This window comes from Actinomadura sp. NPDC023710, from assembly GCF_040639875.1.
GTDB classification, from domain to species: Bacteria; Actinomycetota; Actinomycetes; order Streptosporangiales; family Streptosporangiaceae; genus Spirillospora; species Spirillospora citrea.
The window spans coordinates 34,345-49,916 of the sequence record NZ_JBFAGB010000006.1 but is presented as its reverse complement, the minus strand read 5'-3'; the positions used below and the strand labels follow the sequence as shown (position 1 = coordinate 49,916).

The following is a 15,572-nucleotide window of genomic DNA, read 5'->3' as shown; positions in this document are numbered from 1 at the left end:
GCGGCCGGGCGGCCGGTCCCGCCGCCCGGCCGGCCCCCGAGGTGATCGATGAGCCCCCGACACCGGATCGCCGCCGCGGCCGCCGCGGTGGGCCTGGCCGCGGCCGTGCCCGGACCCGCCGGCGCGGCGGACGCCGGACCCGCGGCGGCGCCCGGCCGCGCGACCGGGAACGGGGCCTGGTCGGTGGAGCCCGCGAACCGCAGCGGCGCCCCGGCCGCCCGCCCCTCCTTCGCGTTCGACGCGCCGCCCGGCACGACCGTCCGCGACGCCGTCCGCATCACCAACCTGACCGGCGCACCCATCGCCTTCCGCGTCTACGGGGCCGACGCCTACAACACCCCCCGCGACGCCGGGTTCGCCCTGCGCCCGCCCGAGGAGAAGCCGCAGGACGTCGGCGCCTGGATCGCCCTGGAGTCCTCGTCCCAGAAGATCCCCGCGCACGGCGCGAAGGAGATCCCTTTCACGCTGAAGGTCCCCGGCGACGCGACGCCCGGCGAGCACATCGGCGGGATCGTCGCGCTGAACACCGCCGTCGAGAACGTGCAGCGCAGCGGCGGCGCCCGCGTCGGGATCCGGCGGGCCGTCGGCGCCCGCGTCTACCTGCGCGTCGCCGGGCCGCTGACGCCCGGCCTGCGCGCCGACGGCCTCGGCGTCGCCCGCACCGAGCCCCTCGTCCCGTTCGTCCGGCACGGGCGGGGGACGATCCGCTACACCGTCGTCAACACCGGTAACCAGCGGATCTCGCCGACCGCCCGCGTCCGCGCGACGGGCGTGTTCGGCCACGAGATCAGGCAGTGGCCCGACCGGCGCCTCCCGGAGATCCTGCCGGGCGGGCGCACCGAGATCACGCTGCCCTGGGACGACCCGCCGGAGCTGGACGCCGTCACCGTGCGGGTGGAGCTGGTCGCCGCCGGCGGCATCGACGTCCGCGCGCAGACCCACTTCACGGCGGTGCCCTGGCCGGCGCTGCTCACCCTCGCCGGCATCGTCTTCGTGCTGTGGTCCGTGCTGCCCCGGCTGATCCGGCGCTGGCGGGAGCGGGCGGGCCTGGCCCCACGCGAGACGGGGGTCTTCCTGTGAGACTCCGGTCGATCGCCGTGCTCCTCGCCGCGGCGGCCCTGTGCGCCCAGCCGCTTCCGGCGGTCGCGGCCCCGCCCGCGCGGACGGCGAGACCCGGTGTGAGCGTCCAGCCCGGCAAGGCCGCCGCGGGCACGACCGCATGGGCGCGCGGCAGCGCATGGACGCCGGGCACGACCGTCCAGGTCCAGATCTGCGGCGCCGGCGCGGTGCACGGCTCGGCGGACTGCGACACCGGACACGGCATCACCGCGATGGTCGCCCCCGCCGGGACGTTCGAGGCCGGCCTCACCGTGGGGGAGCCGCCCTCCCCGTGCCCGTGCGTCGTCCGCGCCGGCACCCTCCCGGGCACGACCGGCGCGCCGGTCACCGTCACCGCGCCGTTCACCGTCGCAGGGCACCCGACCGCGCGGATCGACCGCGGCGTCGCACCCGTCCGCGCGGACGTGGTCGGCCTGGAGATCGTGGGGAGCCCGGACCGCGGCGAGCTGTTCGGCGGCCGGCCGCGGCGGACGCTGGTGCTGCGGATCCGCAACTCCGGCGCCGACCCCATCCGGGACGCCCCGCTGGTGATCGGCTGGGGAGCCGGCAGCACCCCGGACAGCCCGCTGGACGCGCCGAAGACCGGCACGCTGGGGCCCGGCCAGACCGCCACGTACCGGATCCCGGTGGTGCTGCCCCCGGCCGCATTCGGCCACTTCGTGGTCGGCGGCAGGTACGCGGGGTCGGTCCCGTTCAAGACCGGCCTCAACGCCTATCCCTGGGGGCTTCTCGGGGTGAACGCGATGGCCGCGCTGCTGCTGCTGATCGGCATCCGGCTGACGCTCGGCCGCTGGGCCAGGGCGCGGCGCCGCCGCCGGAACCGTGCGGCCGGCCTCCCCGCGCACGCCACCGCGGACGCGGCTCACCCGCAGGTCGTCCCGCGCACCACGCCGACGGTGGAACTCGCCGACGTCATCGGCTACCTGGACTCGGTGGCGCCCGCGCCGTCCGGGGCGTACGTGGTCGATCGTGACGAGTTGATCGGCTACCTGGAGCGCCGGAGCGGCGAGACCCTGCAGCCCGTCGACGTCGAGGCGCTGGACCGGTTCCTCGCCCTGCCCGGGGGAGAGGCTCGATGACCGCTTTCCTCCCGCGCGAACCCCGCCGCTCCGCCGCCGGCACGGCGGGCCGGTTCGCGATGGCCGCGGCCGGGCCGCTGGCGGGCGGCACCGTGCTGTTCTCGTCGGACGCCCTCGGCGGCGTCGTGCGGGTTCCCGGCGATGTCGTGACCTACATGGCGCTCACCGGGCTGGTCCTCGCCTGCGCGGCACTGGTGCCGGCACTGTGGCTGGCCGGACGGCTGCGCCCGCACCGCTCCGCCGCCCTCGGCGGTGCCCTTGCCGGGACCGGCGTCGCGCTGGCCGGGCTGGTCCCGGCCGTCCCCGTCTTCGCCTCCGCCCTGATGGCCGCCGGAATCCTGGCGGCCCCCCTGCTCGCCGCGCCGAGGGCGAGTGCGCTCCGGACGGCCGGCAGTCCGGCCGGCGGCCAGGCCGCCGCGCTCGCCGGCCTGGCCGCCGCGGCCTGGATCGCGACGCTCTGGTCCGCCCATCCGGGGAAGGCGCTGCTCGTCGCGGGGGCCACGGCCGCGGTTCTGGCCGTGGTCGCCGCCGGTCCGCACGGCCCGCCCGCCGAGCCGGGCCGTCCCGTCGCCCGGGTGCGGGACGTGCTCGCCGTCCGCGACGTCCGGGCGGCCCTCCCCGCCTACCTGCTCGCCGGATGGGCCGCGGGCGCCCCGCTCATGGGCGGTCTGCACCTGCTCACGTTCCGGTGGAACCTGATAGGCGCGGAACCCGTTCGGTACCTGGCCTGGGCGCTGCTTCCGGCGGTCGCGCTGGTCGTCGCCGGGCGCCGGGCGACCGGCGCCGCGCGGACCGGCCCGTGGCTGCTGCTCGCGGGCGCGGCGGCGCCGATGCTGATGGCGAGCGCCCCGGGACCGGTCCTGCTCGCGGCCGGTTTCACGATCGCCCTGGCCGCGGCCTGCCTCACCGCCGCCGCCCTCGACACCGCCGTTCTCCGGCCGCTGCCAGATTCGCGCCGTCTGGCGGCGGCCGGTCTCACGGGCGTCGCCGCCGCGGCCGGCGGGCTGGCCGGTCTCGGATGCGCCGCGGTGCTGCGCGGGATCCTCGCCGAGGGATCCGCGCTGACGCTGACCGCGCTGCCGCCGATCCTCGGCGCGCTGCTGGCGCTGCGCGTGCACGGTCCACAGGCCGAGAGGCCACCGGCCTTCCTTGCTGTCCGGGCGCTGTCGGTCCCGCGCGGCGCGGTCCGGCTGCACCGGGTCGCCATGCGGGTGGAGGCGGGGGAGACCGTCGTGCTGTCCGGCAGCGGCGCGAGCGTGCTGCTGGCCGCACTGGCCGGCCGGACGCCGTGCAGGGGCGGTATCTCGCTCGGCGGCGCCGACCTGACCGCGCTCGACGCCGCGCAGCGGACGAGCCTCGGCCTGTGCCATCTCGCCGGCCCCGAACCCCGCGCGCCCGGCGGACGGCCGGTCGCGGCCGGGCTGGGGGCGCACGCCCGCGCGCTGGGGCACGCCGACCCCGAGGCCGCCGTGCGCTCTGTCCTGGACGTCTTCCCCCAGCTGCGCGGGCTTGCCGGCGCGCCCGCCGGAACGCTGACCGCCGCGCAACGCGGCCTGCTCTCGCTGGCCGAGGCACTGCTCACCCGGCCCAGGCTCCTGCTGGTGGACGGCCTCGCGGGCGGCCCGTGCGCCGCGGCCGTCCCACCGGTGCTGCGCCGGCTCGCCGCCACCGGCACCGCCGTGGTGATCGCCGGACCGGCCGCGCCGGAGACGCTCGCGCTCGCGCGCCGTGCCTACACCGTCGAACCCGGCGGCGTCACCGAAGTCCCCGTCCCGGCGTCCGGCGGGGCCCACCGGCCGCCGGCGGTCCGCAGCACCGGAGGTCCCGCCCTGTGATCGCGATCGCGCTCGCCGCGCTGGCGCTGTCCCCGCTCGCCCCGCCCGCGACGGCGGCGGCCATGGCGCAGCTCCAGGTCAGCCGCTCCACCGACCTCGCCGATGGCGAGACGATCATCGTGACCGGGAGCGGGTTCAGCCCCGGGCTGAAGTCGGTCGCGGTCGGGATGTGCCGGGAGGGCTACACCAACGGGCTCAAGGACTGCGACCTCGGCGGCGGCGCCACCTTCGTCAACATCGACTCCAAGGGCGCACTCCCCGAGGTCAGGCTGAAGGCCCGCCCCGGGTTCAAGGGCATCGACTGCACGGCCCGGCAGTGCGTCATCGGCGCGGGCCCGCTGCCGGGCACCGTTCCGCCCGCCGTGGTCGCCGCCAACAGCGCGATCGTCCGTGTCGGCTTCCAGGGCTCGCCGTTCAAGGGCGGCGCCGCCGTCCGGACGTCCGCGGCGCCCGCCGCCGGCGCGGGTCCCCGCACGGGCGGCCCCTCGACGCCCCTCTGGGCCGCCACCGCCGGCCTGCTCGTGCTCGCCGGGGCCGCCGTCACCGTCGTCCAACGCCGCAGCAGATGACCGAAGGAGCAACGCCCGTGTCCCGAATGAGAAGACGCGCAGGCGCCGTCGCCGCACTCGCCGGCGCCTGCGTGCTCGCGCTGGCACCGCCCGCCCTCGCCGCACCGAAGATCACTGCGAGCAGGACCACCGGGGTGAAGGCCGGCGACACGATCACCGTCCAGGTGACCGGCCTGACCCCCAACGAGACCTTCGTGACGCTCGGCGAGTGCAAGCCCGGCCCGAAGCTCCCCACCGACTGCGCCGCGCAGGACACCGGCGGGGCGATCGTCGGGGCGTCCGACGCGCAGGGCAACTTCGTGACGAAGGCGAAGTCCAGGAACGCCGAGATCAAGCTCGTGGCGAAGGCCGGCGGCGCCACCTGTACGGCCAAGGCGGGCGCCTGTGTCATCGCCGTCACCGCACCGGGCAACCAGGGACCGAACTCCGCCGAGATCCCCCTCACCTTCGCCGGAGGCGGGGGCTCCGGCGGCGGCGGTGGCTCGGGCGGCAATCCGGGCGGCGGGAAACCCGGCGGCGACGGGGACCTGCCGTACACCGGCAGCCCCGACGGCCTGCCCACCTACGCGCTCGTCGCCTCGGCGCTGGTCATGGCCGGTGGCGCCGCACTGCTGATCCTTCCGCGCCGCCGCAAGGGCCGCCCGTGAGGCCGATCCGCGCCACGACGGCCGCGGCCGCCGCATTCGCACTGGTCACTTCCGTCCTGCCCACCTCCTGGGCGGCGGCCGACGAGGACTCGCCCGTCGCTTTCGCGACCACCGTGAACGGCGACCCGGCGGACGTGTACGCGCCCGCCGCCTCCGACGTCAGCGCCGCCCTCCCGGTGGCGCTACTGCTGCAGGGCGCCAATGTGGGCAGATCCGCCTACTCCGCCTACGCTCGCGCCGTCGCCGGGTACGGGTTCGTGGTCGTCGTGCCCGACCACCGGCGCACCATCTACGGGCAGAGCGGCCTGTTCCCCGAAGAGGCCCAGGCGTCGTGGACCCTCTCCTGGGCACGCGACGAGGACACGCGCGCCGCCTCACCGCTCAAGGGCAGGATCGACACCGGCTCCCTGGTCCTGCTCGGCCACTCCTTCGGCGGCGCGGCAGGGCTCGCCCTCACCACGGGCGCCTGCGCTCCGCCGTTCTGCGCCACGCCCGCCGTCAAACCTGCCGAACTGAAGGGCGCGGCGTTCTTCGGCACCAACAACAGCCCGCCCGGCGGTTCCGGCAACCCGCCCGTCCCCAACACCGTCCCGGTCGCCCTCGTGCAGGGGACCGCGGACGGCATCGCGGCGCCCGCCGCGGCCCAAGGGACCTACGAGGCGATCCAGGCGCCACCGAAGATGCTGGTGTCCGTCACAGGCGCCAACCACTACGGGATCACCGACACCCAGGCCCCGGCCGGGGCCGCTCCCGACCCGTCCGCTCAGACGGTGCCCCAGGAGACCGGCATCAGGGCGTCCGCGCGGTGGAGCGCCATGTTCCTGCGCACCGTCCTCGGCGACGTGTGGTCAGGTGTCTGGCTCTGGGGCGTCGGCGATGCCGTCGACCCGGCCGTGACGGTCCGGTACGTCCGCTAGGAAGGGAGCGGGGAGCCTCCGCCGGCCGGGGCTCCCCGCGAGCCTGCCTGCGGGCCCTCGACGGCGCCCACTCAGTGCATGAACGTGAAGCCGGCCGCCCGCAGCCTGGCGGACGTCACCGGCACCGCCGGGGTCCTGATCTCTGCGCGGTAGGTCAGCTCGGGCAGGCCCTCGGCCTTGCAGATCTCCCCGAACACCGCCGCGTTCGTCGGCGGTACCTCCGCGTCCGGGAAGGCGTTGTAGACGCCGGTCAGCCCCTCGCTCACGACGAAGTCGAGGGCCGCGGCCGCGTCCCGGTAGTCGATCCGGTAGAGCAGCGCGTCGGCCGCGAACGGGACGCTCCCGCCGAGGTGGTCGTGGGCGAACCTCACCCGCGCCGGATAGTCGATGTCGCGGGGGTGCCCGTACACGTCCGGGATGCGCACCACGGCGCCGCGCGGCGACGCCAGCACGGCCCGCTCCGCCGCGATGAAGTTGCGCGGCGAGGCGTCCTGGTCCGAGGTCGTCGGGCCGGTCTCGTCGATCACCGTGCCGCCGCCCGCCCCGTAGACCGAGGCCGAGCTGGTGAACACGGTGCGCGGATGGGCGGCGGCGGCGGCCCGGGCGCTGCCGGCGAGCGTGTCGGCGTACTCGGCGACCCGCCGGCCGGCATCGAAGGAACGCGACAGCCGCGGGCTCACGGTCAGCACCACCGCGTCGGCTCCGCGCACCGCCTCGACCAGGGCGGCCTCGTCCGAGCCGCGGAGGACGGCGACGTCCGAGCAGATCTCCGCCAGCTCGCCGACCCGTCCGGGGGACGTGGTCGTCCCGGTGACCGCGTGCCCGCGGGCCGTCCACCGGCGCGCCAGCTCCATCCCGACGTTCCCGCACCCGACGATCACGTAGCGCACGGCGACCTCCAAAAAGGAAACAGCGTTTCCCTAACATGCCACAGGGGGAGCGAGAAGGGGAGAGGTCGGCGCCAGGCCGCTCGGGGACGCGACGGCCGATGCGCTCAGCCGGTCCACCGGGCCAGGACCTCGGCGGTGTCGTGCACGTCGGCGTACTTGGCGCCGAGGTCGAACAGCGCGGCCTCGTGCGGCCGCGGGTCGCGGTCGGCGACCGCGTCGGCGACGACGGTCGGCCGCAGCCCGTGGCACAGCGCGTCCACGGCGGACGCCCGGACGCAGCCGCTGGTGCTCACCCCGGTGATCACGACCGAGTCGGTCCCCAGCGCGACGAGGGTGCTCGCGAGCGAGGTGCCGAAGAAGGCGCTCGGATACTGCTTGCGCACCGTCAGGTCGCCCGGCTCGGGGACGAGCTCGTCCGGGGGCAGGCCCCAGGGCGAGCCCTCGTCGAACAGCCGCAGGGCGGGCACCTTGCGGTAGAACAGGCCGCCGTCCGCTCCGCCGGGCGCGAACACGACATAGGTGAACACCACGGGATGGCCGTGCTCGCGGGCGCTGCGGGCGAGCCGCGCGACGCGCCCGACGATGTCCGGCGCCGGCGCCGCGTACAGGGGGCTCTCCGGGGAGAGATAGGCGCGCACGAGGTCGACGACGAGCAGCGCGGGCCTCCTGCCGGGTCCCAGGCGCCCGCCGAAGCCGGCCGAGCGGTAGTCCTCGGCGAGGTCCACCGCCGGGGGCTCGGGCATCGGACCGGACCGGCGTTCGGATCGAGGGTCGAAGCGTCGAGGCATGGTGACGTCCCTTCGGGTTCGGGCGCCGGCCGGTCTCGGGGGTCAGCCGCCATCCGCGGCGTGCGGGTCTCCGGTTTCTCCCTGAGCGGCCAGCCGGCGGCCGAGGAGGCGGCCGAAGGTGAGGGCCGGGGTGACGAGCATGCCGCCGCAGAAGCTGTTCCCGCAGGTCGCGGCGGCACCGATCAGTTCCCCGATGGCGTAGACCCCCTCCGCCGCGGTCCCGTCTGTGCGGCGCACGCGCAGCCCCCCGTCCACGTCCACGCCCGCGAAGGTGATCAGCGTGATGCCGTGGTTCTCCATCGCGAAGAACGGGGGCTCGGCGATGGGGGCGGGCAGGTGGGTACGGCCGAACTCGGCGTCGTACCCGGCCGCGGCCGCCGCGTTGTAGCGCTCGACGGTGGCCGCCAGGCCGTCCGGGGCGATGCCGGCGAGCGCGGCGAGTTCGGCGAGCGTGCCGGCCTTGTGCACGCCGGCCCGGAGCCCGGCCTTCGCCAGCACGTCCTCGGGGCTCCAGCCGATGACCATCGGAACGGACTCGAGCCGCGCCCGGTCGTCGAAGACCGTCCAGAAGGCGCCGTCGGTGGACGCGGCGAGGGCGCGCTCCTTGCGGTCGATGCTCGGCTCGTCCTCGGCGACGAAGCGGCGCCCGGCGCGGTCGACGTAGATCTCCCAGGGGAGCCGCTCGGCGGCGATCAGCAGCGGCCGCTCGCCGTGGTAGGCCTTGCCCGGCGTCGTGGGATGGGGGAGCCCGCCGAAGGTCGGCAGGTACCGGCCGCGGCCGGCGATGCGCGCGCCCGCCTCGCGCGCGATGACCAGGCCGTCTCCGGTGGACGTGGGGTGCGCGGCGCTGACCAGGGCCGCCCCCTCGATCTCTTCGAACAGCGCCTTGTCGGAGGCGAAGCCGCCGGTGGCGAGAACGACCGCGGGGGCGGTCACCTCGATGTCGTGGACACCGTCGCGCAGGACCGTGACGCCCGGGGGCCCGCCGGGCGGCGCGGTGAGGCCGATGGCGGTGCTGCCGAGCCACAGCTCGACCCGTCCGGCGGCGAGCTGCTCGTCCAGGAGGCGCTGGAGCACGGCCAGGATGGACAGGCCGGCGTCCCTGCCGTAATGGGTGCGGGGTGCGCCGTACGGTTCGTGGCCGTAGACGATCCGGGGCGACTCGGGCGCGAACTCGAAGCCCTGGTCGTCCAGCCAGTCGATGGTCTCGGGCGCGTGCCGCGCGGCGAGCTCGACCAGGTCGGAGCGTGCGGTGCCGCCGCTGATCCGTTCGATGTCGGCCAGATGCGCCTGCACGGAGTCCTCGATGCCGCGCTCGCGCTGGCGGCGGGTCCCGGCGGCGGACATGTGCCCGCCGGTGGTGTGCAGGGTGCCGCCGATCCGCGCGTCCTTCTCGACCAGCAGGACCCGGGCGCCGCCCGCCGCGGCCTCGACGGCGCAGGGGATGCCGCCGGTGCCGGCTCCGACGATGACGAGGTCGTACTGGTGGTCCGCGGGCACGTTCGTCCTCCGTTCCGCTTTCCGGAATGCCGTTTCAAGTTGTGTCTTCATGGTGCCCGGATCGCCGGGTCAGCGCAAGATCTCGCATCGACGATCCCGGTGGCCTCGACCCATGTTGCGGGCAAATTGAAACGCGATTCCGTTGAAGAGTCCTTCATGTCACTCGGCGTCCGGCGGTACCGCCCGCGACGCGAGCATGGTGCGGGGCCCGGCCGGCATCGGGATCGAACTTCGCCGTGCCCCGGCCCGACCCTCACGCGAACCACCAGGGCGCCCTGTCCTCGGGGGAGCGGATCAGGAAGGAGCGCTGCCGCAGGAAGCGGCGGATGGAGGCGGGGCCCATCCGCGAGCCCCCGAGGCCCGAGAACTTGAACGCGTTCTTCTCGCCGTCCTGCACGAACGCGGTCAGCGAGGCGTCGTTGATGCTGATGCCGCCCGCCTCCAGCCGGGCGCCGACCGCGAGGGCCGTCTCGGTGGTGGCCGCGAACACGGCGGCGGACAGCCCGAACTCGCTGTCGTTGGCCAGCGCGACCGCCTCGTCGGCGTCCGCGAACGGCATGACCGGCAGCACCGGCCCGAACGTCTCCTCCCGCATGACCTTCATCGTGTGGTCGACGCCGGTGAGGACGGTGGGCTCCAGGTAGGCGCCGCCGCCGAGTTCGCGGATCTCGCCGCCGCAGCGGACGGACGCGCCGCGCTCCACCGCGTCCGCGAGCTGGTCCCGGATGATCCCGACCTGCGCGGCGGAGATCACCGGGCCGAGTTCGCCGTCGGTCGCCTCCGGGTAGGCCAGGCCGACCTTGCGGGCGCGCTCGACCAGCAGCCCGGTGAACTCCTCGAACACGGGCTCGGCGACGTAGACCCGCTCGATCGACATGCACGAGTGGCCGGTGTTGACCGTCCCGCCGTACAGGACCGCCTGCGCGGCGCGGTCCAGGTCGGCGTCCGCGCAGACGATGGCCGGGTCCTTGCCGCCCAGTTCGAGGAACGCGGGGATGAAACGCGCCGCCGCGGCGGCGCCGACCGCGCGGCCGGTCCGCACGCTGCCGGTGAAGCAGACCAGGTCGGCGGCTTCGACGACGGCCGCGCCGGTGACGCCGTCGCCGTCGATGACGGTCAGCACATCGTGCAGTTCGGGGACGTCGGCGACGCACTCGCGCAGCACGGCGGCGAAGCGCGGGGTGACCTCGCTGGGCTTGAGCAGCACGGCGGAGCCGGCGAGCAGCGCCGGAACGGCGTCGATCATCGCGAGCAGCAGCGGGAAGTTCCACGGGCTGATCACGCCGGTCACCGGGTAGGGCAGCGGGTCCTGGCGCAGGGCGATCCCCGGCATCGAGGTCGGGAGGGTGCCGGGATCGGCGAGCAGGCCCGGCGCCCGGTCGCACCAGCGGTCCAGGGACGCCAGGACGCCGTCGACCTCCAGGCGCGAGACCGGCAGCCGGCCGGTGTCGCGGACGAGCGCCGCGACCATCGCGTCCGCGCGCCCGGCGAGGGCGGCGCGCAGCCCGCGCAGGACGGCCGCCCGGCCGGGTGCGCCGAGGGCGAGCCATCCCCGCTGCGCGGCGCGCGACCGCACGACCGCCGAGCCGACCGCCTCCGGGTCGGCGCAGGTGAGGGTGCCGTCCGCGCGCCCGGTGCGGGGATCGCGCACGCCGATCCGTCGTGCCATCGGAACCTCCCGAGAAGTTGTTCCGATGACTGTAACGGTGTTCCGCTCAGCTTCGAAGGGTGGTACGAATAACAGTCTGACGTTTACCCCCGGAGGACCCGTGACCGGCACCCACGGCTGGACCCTGCACAGCTGGGCGATCCTGCTGCACATCGTCCTGTTCGCCTACTGGCTCGGCGGCGACCTCGGCGTCTTCTACTCCAGCCGGTTCATCCTGAAACCCGAGCTGTCCGCGGAGGCCCGCGGCGTCGCGGTGAAGATCATGCACGTCGTCGACATGTCGCCGCGGATCTGCCTGGTCCTGTTCCTGCCGAGCGGCATCACGCTGATGGCGTCCGACGACCTCGGCCGCGACGTCTTCGGCGGCTGGAGGCTCGCGGCGGTCTGGGCGCTCGCGCTGGTCTGGCTCTGGCTCGTCATCGCCGACTACCGGCGCGGCCCCGGCCGGTTCGGCGACCTCGTGCACCGGGCCGACCTCGCCGTGCGCGGCGCCCTCATCGTCGTCCTGCTCGGCGCCGCCGCCTACACCTTCGCGGCCGACGAGCCGTTCGGCGCCACGTCCAACCCGGCATGGCTGGCCGGAAAGGCCGCCGCCTACGCGCTGTGCATCGCCGCCGGCCTCATGATCAGGGTGAGGCTCAAGCCGTTCGGCGCCGCGTGGGGAACGCTGCTCGCCACGGGCGGCGACCCCCGGGTCGAACGCGACATCCGCGGTTCCGTGCAGGGCAGCATCCCCTACGTCCTCGCCATCTGGACGCTCGTCGTCGTCGCGGCGCTGCTGGGCGTGGTCAAGCCCGGCAGCACGGCGTGGTGAGGTCAGGCGGGACGGTGGCCGAACCGCTCGGACAGCCGGCGCACCGTCTGCAGCAGCGCCGCGACGCAGGAGTCGGCCTCCTCGGTGAACCGCTCGACCGGGCCGCTGACGCTGATCACCGCGATCGGCCGGTCGTGCTGGTCGAGGATCGGCGCGGCGGCCGACGCCGCTCCCGACTGCCGCTCCGCCGTCGAGCGGGCGTACCCGCGGGCGCGGATCTCCTCGATCTCGCGGCGCAGCCGGGGAGCGCTGGTGACCGTCGCCGGGGTGAGCTGCTCCAGCGCCGGCTGCGCGAGGTAGTGGTCGATCTCGTCGTCGGACAGGAAGGCCAGGAACGCCTTGGACGACGCGCCCGCGTGCAGCGGGTACGGGACGCCGAGCGTCACCGACATGATCAGCTCTCGGCGCGGCGTCACCTGGTCGATGTAGGAGCGCGTCCAGCCGGACCGCACCGACAGCGTCACGGTCTCCGTCGTCCGCTCCGACAGCGCGACGAGTTCGGGGCGCGCGACCGTCCGCGCGTCGAGCCGCTCCAGGTAGGCCATGCCCAGCTTCATCGCGCCGAGCCCGAGCGCGTAGCGCCGCGTCGCCTCGTCCAGCTCGATCAGCCCGTGCCCGCGCAGCGAGGTGAGGATGCGGTGCACCGCCGCCTTGGACAGCCCGAGCGCGGTCGCCACCTCCGTGACGCCGAGGGTCGCCGACCGCTGCTCGGCGAAGTACATCAGGACGTCGGCGGCCCGTTCCACCGTGGCGATGGTCTGGCCGGTGCCGCCGCGCTCCTCGGTGCGCGGGGCGGGCTCGCTGGGGCGAGCGGTGCTGCTCATGGACGTGGTTCCTTCCCGAACCTGTGGCCGGACTCCGGACGGAGATGGAGGTGAGCCGTTTCGACCAGTGTAAAGCCGTTCCGCTACGCGGATGTCCTGGCAACTCCCGGGAACCCTAGCCCACTCCGTGAGAAGTCACACGAACGAAAAGGAATCAGCAGTGACGGACACTCCGCTCGGCGCCGCCGAGACCATGCTGCGCGCGGTCGTCGACCGTGACCTGGACGCCGTCCTCGACGCCTTCTCCAGTGAGCCCGACGCCTACGTCTTCCCCGAGGGGCCGCGGTGGACCACGCGCGGCGGCGATCGCATCGAGCAGGGCTGGCGGGCGTACTTCGCCGCCCCGATCAGGATCGACGCCTACCACTGGGTCGAGGGCCCGCACCTGTTCGAGTCCGGCTCCCTCGGACAGGTCACCGGCGTCCTCGACTACGACGTCCACGCGGACGGGCGCGAGGGCCGGCTCCGGATGCGGATGACGTGGCTGCTGCGCGACGAGGGCGACCGCTGGCGCATCGTCCACGAGCACGGGTCCCATCCCCTCGCCGACCCGTACGGCACGGGCGACTGGTGGCCCGACGGCGCCCGCCCACTCGGCACCCACGACTGACCGCCCTGTCGGCTCCGCACCTGAGCGTCAGCGTCGGCCGGTCCAGCATTCGAGGTGCACGCCGTCGGGAGAGATGGCGGTGAAGGCACGGCCGCCGCGCAGCGCGCTTTCGGTGATGGCGCCGGTGATGGCGCCGGCGCCGGTGAGCAGGGCGTGGGCGGCGTCCAGGTCGGGGACGGGGAACACGCCCCCGCGCATGCCGGAGGCGAACGCGGCGTCGCCCGCCGGCAGGTCGAGGGCGGGGAAGCTGATCAGCTCGACGCGGGCGCCCCGGCCGTCCCAGAACAGGTCCAGGACGATCTCGGCGTCCGGGTCGCCGATGCCGATCAGCGCGGCCACCGCCGGGTTCACCAGCCGCTGCGAGTAGAGCGGTTCGAGGCCGACCTCGGACCAGAAGCCCGCGTCGCCGCCGTAGGCGAGGTGGACCGCGGCCTGCAGTTCGGAATGCCGCCGCGCTTCGTCGCCGTCGAGGAGGCTGGCGCGGCGGGACCTGCTCTCGACCAGGACGACCCTGATGCCGCCGGGGCCGATGACCCCGCATTCGGCGAACGGCCGCCCGTCGAGCTCCCAGCGGGCGAGCGGGGACGCGGTGCCGCCGGCGGCGACCAGGGCGGCGACGCTCGCCTCGACGTCGCGGGTGTAGAAGTCGACGCCGTAGCCGCCGGAGGCGATCGCGGTGCCGCCCTCCGGCGCCGCGACCAGGAGGAGGCCGCCCGCTTCGGCGCCCTCAGGCAGGTACAGAACCTCTTCGGCCGGGCCGGCGAGGCCGTAGAGGGCCTCGGCGGCACCGGCTTCCAGGGTGCCGCGGTGTCGTTCGGTGAGGCCGAGCACCCGCAGGAACGCGGCCGCCGCGGGGAGGTCGTGGCATCCGAGGACGGCGTACCGGGGGCTGCTGAGCATGGGGGCTCTCCGGAGATCGGTGGCCGGGGGTGGATGCGGCGCATGCTAGCTGAAACGATGTTCCAAATAAAGAAACACTCATCGGGATGTGCCTCGTGACCGTGTATCTCGCCGACGTCGCACCGCTCCGGCCGGACCTGCCGTGGAAGCCGTTGACGATCCCCGGGTCCGGCCCGCCCGTGGAGCTGGTCCGGCTGGAGATCGACCCGGCGGACGGGTCCTCGACGTCGCTCGTACGCTTCCCGCCCGGATGGCGCCGGCCCGGCGCGGGGCACTACCTCTGCGGTGAGGAGTTCGTCGTCCTGGAGGGCCGGCTCACCGTCTCCGGGGTGGCCTACGGGCCGGGCGAGCGCGGCTGGATCCGGTCCGCCGTCACCCGCCGTGATTCCCGCTCGGAGGCCGGTGCACTGGCTCTGGCCTGGTTCTCCGGGGTTCCGGCGTGGGTCGACGGCGACACGGGCACGCCGCCGGAGCCGTCCGGCGGACGGACGCGGTTGCTCACCGTCCCCGTGCCCGACGCAGGACTGCTCCTGCGGTCGGGGAGCGCGGGGGAGACCCGGCTGTACGAGCAGGCGCCCGCATCGTTCGCGGCGGCGGCCCGCGTCCTGTGGCCGGCCGGTCCGGGCGGGCCGCGCTGGACGGCCCTGCGGCCGGGCGAACCGGTCCCCTCCGGGCGGACCGGCCGCGCCTTCGTTCGGATCGGGCATTCCCATGAGCGGGAAGCTGTTGCAGGATGTCCTCCGGAACCCATCACGTGACGTTGTTTCGTCCAGCGGAACACTTGGAGGACATCGCATGATCTACCTCGTCTACCGGATGAAGCTGAGCGAGCGCTCCCGGCGCAACCAGAAGCAGTTCTGGGCCTGGCTGGAGGACCGCGAGCGCTGGTTCTACCGGGACCTGCCGATGGTGAAGGAGGTCCGCTGGTACTACAGCGTGATCGGCGACGTCTACACCCTCGAGAACTGGGCGGCCTTCGAGGACGAGGCCGCGTGGGGCGCCTACCGGGCCGCGCTCGGCGGCCTGAAGGGCGACGCGGAATGGGAGGGCGAGCGCGTCACCCAGGACGACTGGTGGGAGTTCCTCGACACCCGGATCGTCACCGAGCCGCCCGTGCCCGTCGGTCTGCGGCGGGACTGAGAAGGAGCCCCTCGCCTCCTCGCGCAGTCGCCGCCTGTCCAGGTCGGTCGCGCTAGCCGCTGCTCCTCGTGACGGGTCGGCTTTCCGCTCTCATGGGTCATGTCACCGAAACGGGCCCGACGGCGCGCCGACGCCTCCGCCGTGCCTGTCCCGGCGGGCGCGGCCCGATCCTGACATTCTCCCAGTTCAGCCCCTGACAAAAACGTCAGACCTTGAAAAAGTCAGACCTATTGACACTGTGAGCGGGCCCTCTATACCGTCCATCACTACG

Annotated in this window: 16 protein-coding genes; 10 read left to right on the top strand and 6 right to left on the bottom strand. The window is 74.8% G+C overall.

Annotated elements, in window-relative coordinates:
• The first annotated feature begins 48 nt into the window (after positions 1-48).
• The 6 genes from AB0H37_RS08920 to AB0H37_RS08895 are packed head-to-tail and all read left to right on the top strand — an operon-like array spanning position 49 to position 6,166.
• Positions 49-1,080, top strand: coding sequence for a hypothetical protein (locus tag AB0H37_RS08920; protein WP_360612026.1), 1,032 nt, complete (start codon positions 49-51; stop codon positions 1,078-1,080).
• Positions 1,077-2,198 carry a hypothetical protein gene (locus AB0H37_RS08915; RefSeq protein WP_360612025.1) on the top strand — a complete coding sequence of 374 codons (1,122 nt, stop codon included), beginning with the start codon at positions 1,077-1,079 and terminating at the stop codon, positions 2,196-2,198. Before AB0H37_RS08920 ends, AB0H37_RS08915 begins: the two co-directional genes overlap by 4 nt.
• Positions 2,195-4,033 carry an ATP-binding cassette domain-containing protein gene (locus AB0H37_RS08910; protein ID WP_360612024.1) on the top strand — a complete coding sequence of 613 codons (1,839 nt, stop codon included), beginning with the start codon at positions 2,195-2,197 and terminating at the stop codon, positions 4,031-4,033. The genes AB0H37_RS08915 and AB0H37_RS08910 overlap by 4 nt, the downstream gene beginning before the upstream one ends.
• Positions 4,030-4,602 carry a neocarzinostatin apoprotein domain-containing protein gene (locus AB0H37_RS08905; RefSeq protein WP_360612023.1) on the top strand — a complete coding sequence of 191 codons (573 nt, stop codon included), beginning with the start codon at positions 4,030-4,032 and terminating at the stop codon, positions 4,600-4,602. The genes AB0H37_RS08910 and AB0H37_RS08905 overlap by 4 nt, the downstream gene beginning before the upstream one ends.
• Before the next feature lie 26 nt (positions 4,603-4,628).
• Positions 4,629-5,249, top strand: coding sequence for a neocarzinostatin apoprotein domain-containing protein (locus AB0H37_RS08900; RefSeq protein ID WP_329092341.1), 621 nt, complete (start codon positions 4,629-4,631; stop codon positions 5,247-5,249).
• Positions 5,246-6,166, top strand: coding sequence for a hypothetical protein (locus AB0H37_RS08895; protein WP_360612022.1), 921 nt, complete (start codon positions 5,246-5,248; stop codon positions 6,164-6,166). Before AB0H37_RS08900 ends, AB0H37_RS08895 begins: the two co-directional genes overlap by 4 nt.
• 71 nt (positions 6,167-6,237) lie before the next feature.
• On the opposite strand, the gene AB0H37_RS08890 is transcribed toward AB0H37_RS08895, so the two are convergent.
• From AB0H37_RS08890 to AB0H37_RS08875, 4 genes are all read right to left on the bottom strand, one after another.
• Complete coding sequence (locus tag AB0H37_RS08890) at positions 6,238-7,056, bottom strand: NAD(P)-binding domain-containing protein (protein WP_360612021.1); 819 nt, start codon at positions 7,054-7,056, stop codon at positions 6,238-6,240.
• 104 nt (positions 7,057-7,160) lie between these two features.
• Positions 7,161-7,799 (bottom strand): isochorismatase family protein, encoded by a 639-nt coding sequence (locus AB0H37_RS08885; RefSeq protein ID WP_360612020.1) that lies wholly within the window; start codon positions 7,797-7,799, stop codon positions 7,161-7,163.
• A gap of 87 nt (positions 7,800-7,886) precedes the next feature.
• Positions 7,887-9,344, bottom strand: coding sequence for an FAD-dependent oxidoreductase (locus AB0H37_RS08880; protein ID WP_360612019.1), 1,458 nt, complete (start codon positions 9,342-9,344; stop codon positions 7,887-7,889).
• A 253-nt stretch (positions 9,345-9,597) separates the two neighbouring features.
• On the bottom strand, positions 9,598-11,013 hold the full coding sequence (locus AB0H37_RS08875; RefSeq protein ID WP_360612018.1) for an aldehyde dehydrogenase family protein: 1,416 nt from the start codon (positions 11,011-11,013) through the stop codon (positions 9,598-9,600).
• A gap of 100 nt (positions 11,014-11,113) precedes the next feature.
• Between AB0H37_RS08875 and AB0H37_RS08870 the strand changes: the two genes are divergently transcribed.
• Positions 11,114-11,827 (top strand): hypothetical protein, encoded by a 714-nt coding sequence (locus AB0H37_RS08870; RefSeq protein WP_329092331.1) that lies wholly within the window; start codon positions 11,114-11,116, stop codon positions 11,825-11,827.
• A 2-nt stretch (positions 11,828-11,829) separates the two neighbouring features.
• On the opposite strand, the gene AB0H37_RS08865 is transcribed toward AB0H37_RS08870, so the two are convergent.
• A complete protein-coding gene (locus AB0H37_RS08865) occupies positions 11,830-12,651 on the bottom strand; it encodes an IclR family transcriptional regulator (RefSeq protein ID WP_329092329.1) in 822 nt (273 codons plus the stop codon).
• Between the two features lie 160 nt (positions 12,652-12,811).
• Between AB0H37_RS08865 and AB0H37_RS08860 the strand changes: the two genes are divergently transcribed.
• Positions 12,812-13,261 carry a nuclear transport factor 2 family protein gene (locus AB0H37_RS08860; RefSeq protein WP_360612017.1) on the top strand — a complete coding sequence of 150 codons (450 nt, stop codon included), beginning with the start codon at positions 12,812-12,814 and terminating at the stop codon, positions 13,259-13,261.
• A 27-nt stretch (positions 13,262-13,288) separates the two neighbouring features.
• On the opposite strand, the gene AB0H37_RS08855 is transcribed toward AB0H37_RS08860, so the two are convergent.
• Complete coding sequence (locus AB0H37_RS08855; RefSeq protein ID WP_360612016.1) at positions 13,289-14,161, bottom strand: VOC family protein; 873 nt, start codon at positions 14,159-14,161, stop codon at positions 13,289-13,291.
• A gap of 86 nt (positions 14,162-14,247) precedes the next feature.
• Here AB0H37_RS08855 and AB0H37_RS08850 point away from each other — a divergent pair, with 86 nt between their 5' ends.
• Together AB0H37_RS08850 and AB0H37_RS08845 are read left to right on the top strand one after the other, a co-directional pair.
• Positions 14,248-14,919, top strand: a complete 672-nt coding sequence (locus AB0H37_RS08850; protein WP_360612015.1) for a hypothetical protein — start codon at positions 14,248-14,250, stop codon at positions 14,917-14,919.
• Positions 14,920-14,956: 37 nt separating this feature from the next.
• A complete protein-coding gene (locus AB0H37_RS08845) occupies positions 14,957-15,301 on the top strand; it encodes a hypothetical protein (protein WP_329092321.1) in 345 nt (114 codons plus the stop codon).
• Positions 15,302-15,572 lie beyond the last annotated feature (271 nt).